Raw genomic sequence first — 8,893 nt, 5'->3', positions numbered from 1 at the left:
TGGTAGGCGCTGCTGATCCGGTTCCAGAGCCGCCGGTTGGCGGGGATGCTGTCCACGTGCCGACTCCAGCACTGCCTGCCCGGGGCGGTCAACACGATTAGGACACCGCCCGCCCCTCGCCTCGGCCCGACCCCGGTACAGCCGAACCCCGCCAGTGGCAGCGCCCCCAAAGGGGCGCGGGGAACTGCGCGATCAGCCACGACGGCCCCGCACCCGCCAGACGACACACCGAGGCACCCCAGAGGCGCCCAAGCCCCGGTACCACCAAACCCCCGAGGGGGCAGCGCGCCCGAAGGGGCGCGGGAACTGCGCGATCAGCCACGACGGTGCCGGACCCGCCAGACGACGCACCGAGGCAACCCTTAGGCGCCCGGCCAAAGCCCCGCCAGGGCCACGTGGGCGGAGTGACCGGCGGACTACAACTCCGCATGAACAAGCCATTCTGACGCGAAGAACGCCTCGCTCCCTTGACCCGGCACAACCGCTCGGGAAGCTTCGCCGCAAGAACCCGCAACCGACTTGGAACGGGAGAGCACCATGGCCCTAGAGTTCGTGGGAATCGACCCGGAGACCACCGGAGGCGGCTCGCCGACGGTGTGGGTGGAGGACGAGACGGCCGACCTCGTCCTCCAGGGCGAGGAGGCCGACAAGTTGCTGAAGGCCCAGGTGAGCGGAACGGAGTGGGTCGCAGGACACGACACGGGGATTCCCGCGCATGAGACGGTGATCCGCATCCCCGCCCGCATGGTGCCGATCCTGAGGGAGGCGTGTGATGTCGCAGAACGGCGTGCCGGATTTCGCTGAGCTGCTGCGGTCCGCCCAGCGCACTGCCGTCCACCTGGAGATGCGCGACGTCTACAGCGTCGGCGATGAGAGGGCCGGCTTCGAGGAGTTCCTTCGGACCGGCCTGACCGACCTCGACCCGGATTCGCCGTTCTGGCAGGGCTGGACCCCGCTGGTGCGCGAAACCGTCGCCAGGGGCGTCCAGATGCGCCGGGCCCGGATCGTCTCCGAGCCGGCAACCGATTACATCCGGTGGGAGCACGCCCTGACCGCGGTCAACATCACCGTTGGTGAGCAGATCCGCTGGCTCCCCCGGCGCCTCGCCTCCGACATCGCCCTTCCCGGAAACGACCTGTGGCTGATCGACGACCGGCGAGTGATGTTCCACTGGTTCACCGGGGACGGCGACTGGGCAGGACATGAGTTCAACGAGGACCCCGACGTGGTGAAGATGGTCGCCGCGGCGTTCGAGGCTGTGTGGGAACGCGGCATCGACCACGAGAAGTTCACCGTCTGATCCCGCGTTCGGCCCCATGCCCGCCTCCTCCTCGTCCAGCGCCCAGGCGGCGCGTGAAGCCCTCGCGAAGCGCTTGCAGCACCTTCGTCAGGACGCCGGCCTCACCGGGAAGGAGCTCTCCTCCTGGTGCGGCTGGCATCCGGCGAAGACGAGCCGCATCCAAAAGGGCGAGGCCGCACCCTCCGACGCGGACATCAGAGCCTGGTGCGCGGCCTGTGGAGCGGAGGACCAGACCGAGGATCTGATCGCCACGGCGCGGGTCGTCGACTCCATGTACGTGGAGTGGCGACGCATCCACAAGAACGGCATGCGCAAGGTCCAGGAGGACTTCTACTCCCTCCACGAGCAAGCGGCCGTATGCCGCGTGTACTGCTCCAACGCCGTTCCCGGGTTCTTCCAGACCGCCGACTTCGCCACCGCCCTCATGCAGTCGATCACCGCTTTCCAGGGAACCCCCGACGACGTCGCCGAGGCCGTCGCCGCCCGCCTCGCCCGTAGTCGGTTCCTGCACGAGGGAAGCCACCGCTTCGTCGTGCTGTTGGAGGAGTCGGTTCTGCGCTCGCGGATCGGCGACCGGGAGACGATGGCGAACCAGCTCCGGCACCTGCTCGACGTCCTGCCGCTGCCCTCGGTCTCGCTCGGTGTCATCCCCTTCACCGCCCAGCGCGTCATCTGGCCCCTGGAGGCGTTCTACGTCTTCGACGACGCCCACGCCGTGGTGGAGACCCTGACCGCCGAGATCAACATCAGGCAACCGCGCGAAATCGCCGACTACCGCAAGGCGTTCGCCGAACTCGCGAAGATGGCCGTCTACGGCGACCACGCTCGCGCCCTCATCAACTCGGCGATCAACACCCTCGGATGACGTTCCGCAATAACCCGCAATTTCGTTGAGCCCGAACTCACGGCCTTCGTACGGTCGTTGACGTCGCCGGAAGGCCAGCTCCCCGTGCTGTCTGCTCCGGGGCACCGTCAGCCGGCCCGCACCAAACCGCGTCACCCTGACGTGGCGCTCCTCGCCCGCGTCCTGGGGGGCCTGCGCACCTCCCTGTGACATGGCCGGGAAAACCGAAGAGGAAGGAGCACGAGGTGGCAGAGAGCACGACACCGCCGCCGGACCCGAGTGGCCTCCTGGTGGCGGTAGAGGAACTGACCGCCGTCCACGACCGGTACGACAGCCTCCGGTCCGACAACGCGGGGAGTTCCGGCGATGCCCCGTGGCCGGGCGGTGACGGCAACCTGACCGACATCGAGTAGCACCAGGCGGCGGGGGTCCGCGCGGTTCGCCGTGCGGACCCCCGCCGCAGCTGCGTCACGTGGTCGCGCTCATGAGGAGGCAGTGATGGAACACCAGTTGATCAAGGCCATCGAGACGGCGCTCGGGTGGCACGGAGTGGACGAGCTCGGCAAGTGCTTCATGCGGGGGAGCATCGACGACCCGGCCCTCGTCTCCCGCATCCTGACCCCGAACCGCTTGCTCGACATCGCCATGCGCAGGAGCCTGAACCGCCCGCAGTTCCGGTGCTTCCAGAAGGGCGAGGAAGTCCACCCGGCCGTCTACTACACCGACACCGTCAGCCCCCGGGGCCAGAGCATCCCCATGGTCGACATGCGCAGCCTGGGCAGACTGCTGGGGGAAGGCGCGACGCTCATCCTCGACCAGGTCAATGTCTTCGACCCGACGATGGAAGTCGCCTGCCGGGCATTGCAGTGGTGGTCCCACGAGCGGGTGCAGGTCAACGCGTATCTGACGACGAACGACGCCGCGGGCTTCCCGCTGCACTGGGACGACCACGACGTCCTGATCATCCAGCTCGCCGGCGAGAAGGAGTGGGAGGTACGCGGAACCTCCCGCAAAGTCCCCATGTACCGCGACTCCGACCCCAACAACACTGCGGCCGAAGAGATCGTCTGGGCCGGCGTCATGAAGACCGGCGACGTGATGCACATTCCCCGCGGGCACTGGCATCAAGCGACCCGCAACGGCCACGGATCGGGGAAGAGCCTGCACGTCACGTTCGGGATCACCAAGCGCACGGGAGCGAGCTGGCTCGCCTGGCTGGGCGACTGGTGCCGAGAGCACGAGATCTTCCGGCGCGACCTGGATCGCGCGCACGGGAGGGGCACTGAGGCCCTGACCGACGCTGCCGTCCGGCTGATCGGCGAGCGCCCCCCGGCCGAGTTCCTGGCCGCGTACGAGCAGACGACGGCGCTCCCCCGGCACGTGCCGTTCCTCGACATCCTGGGACCGCTCGACGCCGCGGTGTGCACCACGCACTTCCCTCCCCAGATCCGAGAGAACGGCGAGACCGTCGACGTCGTGGCCTCGGGGAAGAAGATCACCCTCACCGCCAAGGCCGTGCCCGCGCTGTGTCTGCTGTTGAGCGGCAGGCCGGTCCCGCTGGAACAGGCGGCGGCCGTCGTCGGGGCCGAAGTCGTGGAGGTGGCCGAGATCCTGGTGAAGGAGGAGATGTGCGCACCGCTGACTCCCGAGTTGTCCTCGGGCTACACCGGTCTCGTCACGAACGCCGTCTCCTGACCTGCGCTCTGGATCTCGGCATCGCCGCGATCGACACCAGCACCAACTACCTCGGCTTCCGCTCTCATGAGGTCTTGGCCCGGACGGCCGGCGATCTGCTGCCGAAGTTCACGCTCTCCACGAAGGTGGGCTACTTCCCGAGGGCGGACCGGTCGGAACACTCCCTGGACCCCACTCGGCTGTCCGGGGCCGTGGAACAGGCGGCCCGGGACCTGGGACGAGAGCCGGACGTGGTGTTCCTGCACAACCCGGAGCACTCGCTCCAAGAAGCCGCCCCTCACAACCGGGATGTTCTGGCTTTGGCATGCGCCGCCCTCGCCGACGCCGCGGCGAAGGGAATGTGCGGGGCCTGGGGCATCGCGTCCTGGGACCCGTCACCACTGCCGGCGCTGATCGACGCGACCACGCCGAGGCCGTCCGTCCTCATGGTCCGTGCCGGCTTGCTGGTCGGCATCAGAACACTCGACGCCGCGGATGCCGTCGCTGAGGCGTTGGGAACGGGCGGCAGCATGGTGTGGGGCATGAGCCCGTTCGGAGGCAGCACGGGCGCCCCAGTGTGGGACAGGATCGACCCCCGCGTCTTCCTCGGAGGCGGCGCCGGACTCTCCCGCGTACAGGCGGCATTCCGGGCCGCCTACCGCCTCCCCCAGGTCGGCAGCATTGCCGTGGGCGCCGACGAACCCGCCCATCTGGGCGAACTGATCGGTGCTCTGGCCGGCGAGGTCGACGAGCAGGCAATCCGCCAGTACCGGAGCCTCCTCCGAGGCCGGTCGCGCGGTCAGCCCGTCTGAAGCTCCGCGACGATCTGTTCGGCCATGCGGCGTGCGGGCTCCAGCCGGGGGTCCTCCGGGTGCGCATCCGGCCCGAGGATCTTCGAGCACACGAACAGCGTCATCAGCTTGCCGTCCCGGCTCTCGAAGTCACGGCGCCGCTCCTGCCGTACTCGATCGGCCAGAGCCGGGACGGCAAGCGAGCTTCCCCACAGCGAAGCGGAGTCCAGCCCGCGCGGCGCGTCCCCCCAGTCCTCCCAGTCGAACAGGCAGAACATCGGCGCGGTCATGTTGGCCCAGTTCAGATCCGCGTGGGCCGGCACCCACCGCTCAACGGTCGTGTCGAAGTCACCAGCGAACGCGTCACGGATGGACTCGGTGACGAGGGCCTGCGTGATGGTGATGGTGTCCGGGGTGGCGACGCGCCTCGTCTCCTGAGCCGCGAGCGTGTCCAACGAGGTGTTGAATGACTTCCACCACTCATCCGGCAGCTTCGGGTCCTCGCTCAGTACGGCGGTGCCGATCGGCGTCCCCGACAGAAGCTCGGTCTCGTCGGCCCGCCACATCACGGGCTCGGCCGCATCCCGCCAGACCACACATCCCTGCCACGCGGGCTGAGCAATGCCCTCCAGCCGAGCGGCGCACTCGTTGCCGTTCCACCCCTGAACGCCGATCTTGTCGAACCCTCGCCGCTCGATACGCACCCACGTATCACGATCCGTCCGCGCCCCGACCGAGCGTCGCTTACGGACAACTGTGTCCCGTTCCAGCCGCGTCAGAAGTGATCGCTCCACTCGGTCAAGAACCGCATCAACGGGTTCAACCCGCAGGTCAGCGACACGAGCCACAGATACGGAGAGCGCCATATGCGTGACCGTAGCATCGGCCGAGCCCGTACAGACCGCAATGCTTCCGTCACGGTCCGTACGGTCCCCGAGTCCGGGCAGGTGGGGCGGACCGACGCGGCGCGGCTGCGGGCGGCTATGGCTGAGGCTCTTGCCGAGGACGGGGTTCTCAGCGACCCGGGCTGGCGACGGGCGGTGGAGAAGGTACCGCGGCACCGGTTCGTTCCCGGCTTCTACCTGCCCGCCGACGAGCGCGACGGACAGGGCCTGACGGTATGGGGAACCGGCCACCGCCGAACTCGACTACGGTCGGTGGCTGGCCGCCGCGTACCGCGACACCACCCTCATCACACAGTTCGACGGCGAAGAACCCGACTGGAAGAACCCGGCGCGGCGGCACGGCGGAGCCCCGACGTCGTCGTCCACGCTGCCCTCGCTCGTACTGCGGATGTGGGCCGACGCCAATATCCAGGACGGCCACACGGTGCTGGAGATCGGCACGGGGACCGGCTACTCGACGGCGCTCGCCTGCGAGCGTCTCGGCTCCGCCGGCATCACCAGCATCGAGGTCGACCCACACCGGCTCGATACCGCGGCGAGCGCGCTGTACGGCTGCGGCTACACCCCGACGCTCGCCGTGGCGGACGGGCTGTACGGCTACTGGCCCGAGGTCCGCTTCGACCGGATCGTGGCCGCCTGCTCATTCCGCGCCGTGCCGCCCGCGCTGCTGGCCCAGACCCGGCCGGGCGGGAAGATCCTGCTCACCCTCTCGGGCTGGCTCTACGGATACGCCCGCGTACTGCTGACCGTCGCCGAGGACGGCACAGCCGAGGGGCAGCTGCTGACAGGCACCGTGTCGTTCATGTCCGCGTGTGCCCACGCGGCGCCGGCCTTCGGCAACCCCGCCCACTGGGCGACCGGCCTGCCGCAGAAGCCGCGGGCGGGTCGGCACAGCCCCCATCGGATCACCGACGCCACCCAGGAAGCCTTCCACCTGCGGTTCCTCGCCCAAAGCGCGGTTCCGGACGCCCAGATGACCACGGTCGGCGAGGTGGTGCACCTGGTCGACGTGGTGACCGGCTCAACCGCCACCCTCACCCCGTACGACGACGGCTGGCACGTACGCGAGACCGGCCCGGTGCGGCTGTGGGAGCGCGTCGAGCGGATCCTGGACGCCTATGACGAGGCCGACCGCCCGGCCCCGGAGACATTCTCCCTGCACATCCACAACGACAAACAACACCTACGCCACCCACACCTACCCACCCTGCCACTGCCAACCCTGTTCTGATCTCAAGCCCCCGCCGGGGCAGCGCGCCCGAAGGGGCGCGGGGAACTGCGCGACCAGCCACAACGCCCCCGCACCCGCCAGACAACACCCCGAGGCACCCCCTCACGCGCCCGGCCAAAGCCCCGCCAGGGCCACGCGGGGAACTGCGCGACCAGCCACGACGGCGCCGCACCCGCCAGACGACACACCGAGGCAACCCCTGACGCGCCCAGGCCCGGCAACACCCCGAGGCTCCCAAGCGGCCAACCCCCCGGAGGGCACCGCGGGGAATCCGGGTACTAGACAGGTACCGGACACGGAAAGGCAAGGGGTCATGAGCGGGTCGCAGCTCTGGGACGACGTCGACTTCTACTTCACCAGCCACCTCTCACCGGACGACGAGGCGCTACAGGCGGCCCTGCGCGACAGCGAGGCCGCCGCCCTGCCGCACGTCAACGTCACCGCGAACCAGGGCAAGTTCCTCCAGCTCCTGGCCCAGATCCAGGACGCCAGACGCATCCTGGAGATCGGCACGCTCGGCGGCTACAGCACCATCTGGCTCGGCCGCGCCCTGCCCGCCGACGGCCGTCTGATCTCCCTGGAGTACCGCGCGAAGCACGCCGAGATCGCCACCCGCAACATCGCCCGGGCCGGCCTGGAGAAGGTCGTGGAGGTGCGGGTGGGCCCGGCCCTGGAGTCGCTGCCCAAGCTCGCCGACGAGAACCCGGCCCCCTTCGACCTGGTCTTCATCGACGCCGACAAGGTCAACAACCCGCACTATGTGGAGTGGGCGCTGCGCCTCACCCGCACCGGCAGCCTGATCGTCGTGGACAACGTCGTCCGCGGTGGCCGTGTGCTCGACGCGGAGAGCGAGGAGCCGGACGTCGTCGGCACCCGCGCCGCCATCGAGCTGATCGCCGCCCACCCCAGGCTGTCCGGCACGGCGATCCAGACGGTGGGCAGCAAGGGCTACGACGGCTTCGCGCTGGCCCGCGTACTTCCGTGACGGTTGGATCGGTGCCGCCGCGCGGGCACTACACCTCGTGGTAGAAGCCGACGTTGACGCTGCGCGGCCCGGAGCGGTCCTGGACGACTATCTCTCCGGAGCCGCCCCGCGGCAGCGCCACACTGGCGCCGTACGCGACGCTCTGGGCGTACTCCCCGACCGTCAGCCGCACCACGGACGACGGGTCGGACTGCGAGCCGCGCAGCCAGGTCACCTGCCAGCCGCCGTCGGGGCCGCACAGGAACTCCAGGTGCACACGGGAGACGAACAGCCAGTCGTCGGGCGTGGCGAGCCGGCATACGGACCCGTCCCGGCCCACGCGCAGCACCGCGCCCGGCTCGCTCGGCGCGTCGGCCATGAGCATGCCGGCCGTGGCGCCCGCGTCGGCCCCGGAGACGGTGGCCATGGTGAGTTCGAGCACGTGCGTTCCCCCTGAGATGCGCGGCGTTCCGTCGTGAACTGCCTTTGCGGCAGCGGCCGAATGATAAATCGCCCGGTGTCGTCGCGTCCGGCACAATGAACACATGACCGAGCGAAAGCCACCGGGCGTGCCGTTCGAGTCCTGGGTCGACCGGCAGATCCATGACGCGCAGGGGCGCGGCGAGTTCGACCGGCTCACCGGCGCGGGCAAGCCGCTGCCGCGGGATGTCGAGGCAACGTACGACGAGCTGTGGTGGGTCAAGCGCAAGCTCGCCCGCGAGGGGATGGCGTTTCTGCCGCCTGCGCTGGCGCTGCGCAAGGAGGCGGAGGATGCGCTCGCGGCGGCGTACGCGGCTCCTTCGGAGCGGGTCGCGCGGAAGATCATCGCGGAGATCAATGTCAAGATCCGCGACATGATGTTCAAGCCGCCGCCGGGGCCGGCGCTGGGTATGAAGCCGTACGACGTCGAAGAGGTGGTGCGGGAGTGGCACCAACGTCACGGCGCGTAGACCGGGGCTGGGGCGCATCACGGGTTGCCTCAGTGTGTCGTTCGGCGGGTGCGGCGCCGTCGTGGCCGATCGCGCAGTTCCCTGCGCCCCTTTGGGGGCGTTGTCCCTGACGTGGTTCAGCCGTAACCGGGGCTTGGGCGCCTGAGAGGGCTTCTCGAAACCGAATGTGGTGGCTGGGTTTGCGCTGGTCAGGCGTGATGCCGGGGCGGGTGAGGTAGATCCGGTGCGTCCGTG

General features: G+C 69.4%; 10 protein-coding genes and 1 pseudogene. 9 read left to right on the top strand and 2 right to left on the bottom strand.

Going from position 1 to position 8,893, the window contains the following annotated elements:
* Positions 1 to 537: 537 nt before the first annotated feature.
* The 6 genes from ACIRFL_RS43190 to ACIRFL_RS43165 all read left to right on the top strand — a co-directional run bounded on the left by ACIRFL_RS43190 (position 538) and on the right by ACIRFL_RS43165 (position 4,630).
* Positions 538 to 804 carry a hypothetical protein gene (locus ACIRFL_RS43190; protein WP_404041104.1) on the top strand — a complete coding sequence of 89 codons (267 nt, stop codon included), beginning with the start codon at positions 538 to 540 and terminating at the stop codon, positions 802 to 804.
* Positions 773 to 1,300, top strand: coding sequence for a DUF6879 family protein (locus tag ACIRFL_RS43185; RefSeq protein WP_404041101.1), 528 nt, complete (start codon positions 773 to 775; stop codon positions 1,298 to 1,300). The genes ACIRFL_RS43190 and ACIRFL_RS43185 overlap by 32 nt, the downstream gene beginning before the upstream one ends.
* Positions 1,301 to 1,316: 16 nt before the next feature.
* Entirely contained in the window at positions 1,317 to 2,165 is an 849-nt protein-coding gene (locus tag ACIRFL_RS43180) for a helix-turn-helix domain-containing protein (RefSeq protein ID WP_404041098.1), read from the top strand.
* Positions 2,166 to 2,389: 224 nt separating this feature from the next.
* Positions 2,390 to 2,557 carry a hypothetical protein gene (locus ACIRFL_RS43175; RefSeq protein ID WP_404041095.1) on the top strand — a complete coding sequence of 56 codons (168 nt, stop codon included), beginning with the start codon at positions 2,390 to 2,392 and terminating at the stop codon, positions 2,555 to 2,557.
* Between the two features lie 85 nt (positions 2,558 to 2,642).
* The gene (locus ACIRFL_RS43170) at positions 2,643 to 3,839 is read left to right on the top strand and encodes a JmjC domain-containing protein (protein ID WP_404041092.1); all 1,197 of its coding nucleotides are present in this window, start codon (positions 2,643 to 2,645) and stop codon (positions 3,837 to 3,839) included.
* A complete protein-coding gene (locus ACIRFL_RS43165; protein WP_404041089.1) occupies positions 3,773 to 4,630 on the top strand; it encodes an aldo/keto reductase in 858 nt (285 codons plus the stop codon). Before ACIRFL_RS43170 ends, ACIRFL_RS43165 begins: the two co-directional genes overlap by 67 nt.
* Here ACIRFL_RS43165 and ACIRFL_RS43160 read toward each other — a convergent pair.
* Positions 4,618 to 5,475 carry a hypothetical protein gene (locus ACIRFL_RS43160; RefSeq protein WP_404041086.1) on the bottom strand — a complete coding sequence of 286 codons (858 nt, stop codon included), beginning with the start codon at positions 5,473 to 5,475 and terminating at the stop codon, positions 4,618 to 4,620. The genes ACIRFL_RS43165 and ACIRFL_RS43160 overlap by 13 nt on opposite strands.
* 117 nt (positions 5,476 to 5,592) lie before the next feature.
* Here ACIRFL_RS43160 and tgmC point away from each other — a divergent pair.
* Both tgmC and ACIRFL_RS43150 read left to right on the top strand, forming a co-directional pair.
* Positions 5,593 to 6,745 (top strand): annotated as a pseudogene (gene tgmC / locus ACIRFL_RS43155) (ATP-grasp peptide maturase system methyltransferase).
* Between the two features lie 313 nt (positions 6,746 to 7,058).
* On the top strand, positions 7,059 to 7,730 hold the full coding sequence (locus ACIRFL_RS43150; RefSeq protein WP_404041083.1) for an O-methyltransferase: 672 nt from the start codon (positions 7,059 to 7,061) through the stop codon (positions 7,728 to 7,730).
* A gap of 28 nt (positions 7,731 to 7,758) precedes the next feature.
* On the opposite strand, the gene ACIRFL_RS43145 is transcribed toward ACIRFL_RS43150, so the two are convergent.
* Complete coding sequence (locus ACIRFL_RS43145) at positions 7,759 to 8,151, bottom strand: hypothetical protein (protein WP_404041080.1); 393 nt, start codon at positions 8,149 to 8,151, stop codon at positions 7,759 to 7,761.
* Positions 8,152 to 8,254: 103 nt separating this feature from the next.
* Here ACIRFL_RS43145 and ACIRFL_RS43140 point away from each other — a divergent pair, with 103 nt between their 5' ends.
* On the top strand, positions 8,255 to 8,659 hold the full coding sequence (locus tag ACIRFL_RS43140; RefSeq protein WP_404041077.1) for a DUF1992 domain-containing protein: 405 nt from the start codon (positions 8,255 to 8,257) through the stop codon (positions 8,657 to 8,659).
* Positions 8,660 to 8,893: the final 234 nt, after the last annotated feature.

Source organism: Streptomyces sp. NPDC102462 (genome assembly GCF_044765425.1).
GTDB lineage: Bacteria > Actinomycetota > Actinomycetes > Streptomycetales > Streptomycetaceae > Streptomyces.
This window is presented reverse-complemented; position numbering and strand designations above follow the sequence as displayed.